Consider the following 1,650-nt stretch of genomic DNA (forward strand, 5'->3'; position numbering starts at 1 on the left):
GCATTGACGCACGGACTGAATGATTTGCCCGAGGCCGATCCGGAAATACGCGCAACGCTGGATGCAGAAGCGGCGCGAGACGGATGGCCGTCGATGCATGCGCGGCTCATGTCTATTGATCCTGAAACAGCGGCGCGCCTGGCGCCGAATGATTCGCAGCGAATCCAGCGCGCGCTTGAGGTGTGGATGTTGAGCGGCCGCGCGATGTCGTCGATACTAAAAGACCCGAAAAACGTGCAAGAAAGCGCGCATGAATTTGTACCGATCGCGCTGGAGCCATCGGATAGAAGCGTGTTGCATGGTCGGATAGAAAGACGATTCGACCAGATGCTGGAGGCCGGATTTATTGGAGAAGTTGAGACACTCAGAGCGCGCGGCGATTTGAATAAAAGCATGCCATCGATGCGCTGCGTGGGGTACAGGCAAGCGTGGGAATACCTCGACGGCGAGACGGACTATAAGACGATGCGCGACAAAGGCGTATTCGCCACGCGACAGTTATGCAAGCGCCAGCTAACGTGGTTGAGAAGCATGGAAACGAGAACGATCGTGGACTGCGCGAAAGCGAATGCTACGGAAGAAGCGCTTAAGAAACTGGAAGAGGTACTGGCAGGGTAGTGTGAGCGGAGCGTGCCCAGTAGCGAGCACGCATCTGTCCGTCAACAAAGCCCGCCCCCTACAAAACCGCGCTAATAGAATCCCTCGTTGCGCGGGCAGCCTCTCCAGCGGCATGAGCAAAGTCATCCGCTTTAGAAGCATAGATAATCGCGCGAGAAGAATTAATCAGCATCCCTTTGCGTCCGGAAGAATCCCGCCCTGCGCGCACGGTCGCTTCGACATCGCCCCCTTGCGCCCCAATCCCCGGAATCAAAAGCGGCATGTCCCCAACAATAGACCGCACTACTTCAATCTCCCGCGGAAAGGTCGCGCCAACGACCAATGCCAACTGTCCGGAAGCATTCCACTTCTCCGCGGCCAACTGAGCAACGGCTTGATACAACGGCCGCCCGCCCACATCGAGAAACTGCAAATCCGATCCGCCCGGATTCGAGGTCCGGCACAGCACGATCACGCCCTTCCCCTGATGCTCCAGATAAGGCTGAATCGAATCGAACCCCATATAAGGATTAACCGTAACGGCATCGGCACGATAACGCTCGAAGGCCTCGCGGGCGTATTGCTCGGCAGTAGAACCGATATCCCCGCGCTTCGCGTCAAGCACCACGGGCAATCCCGGATGCTTCACATGAATGTGGTCGATGAGCGCCTCAAGCTGATCCTCCGCCCGATGCGCGGCGAAATAAGCGATCTGCGGCTTGAAAGAACAAACAAACGGCGCGGTCGCATCGACGATCTCGCGACAGAACTCAAAAATCTTGTCGGCGCGTCCATTCAACGCACCAGGAAACCGCGAAGGCTCCGGATCGAGCCCGACACATAACAGCGACTGAGTCCGCGTCCACGCGGCATTGAGCGAATCGATGAAAGACATGGGCATCCAGGGCAAAGGTGAATAAACTACCAACCCGCATTTTAGCGTGCGGCCGCGTGCGCCTTCGCTTTCTGCCCAGCCGCGTGCCTCGGCCGCCCACCACGCCGTTTCGCCTCGCCAGAACGTTCGACGGTAAAGCGAAACTCGCGCGTCAAGCT

Annotated in this window: 2 protein-coding genes; one reads left to right on the forward strand and one right to left on the reverse strand. The window is 57.8% G+C overall.

Features of this window, described 5'->3' with window-relative positions; genetic code table 11:
* A partial coding sequence (miaA, locus tag WCA53_RS13320; RefSeq protein WP_423910716.1) for a tRNA (adenosine(37)-N6)-dimethylallyltransferase MiaA occupies positions 1-618 on the forward strand: 618 nt, incomplete at its 5' end.
* A 58-nt stretch (positions 619-676) separates the two neighbouring features.
* Here the strand turns inward: miaA and pyrF are convergent.
* Positions 677-1,492: an orotidine-5'-phosphate decarboxylase gene (pyrF, locus tag WCA53_RS13325; RefSeq protein ID WP_423910719.1), complete on the reverse strand. Its 816-nt coding sequence runs from the start codon at positions 1,490-1,492 to the stop codon at positions 677-679.
* Between the last annotated feature and the right edge of the window lie 158 nt (positions 1,493-1,650).

Origin of the sequence: Caballeronia sp. (assembly GCF_049581465.1) — a bacterium.
GTDB lineage: Bacteria > Pseudomonadota > Gammaproteobacteria > Burkholderiales > Burkholderiaceae > Caballeronia.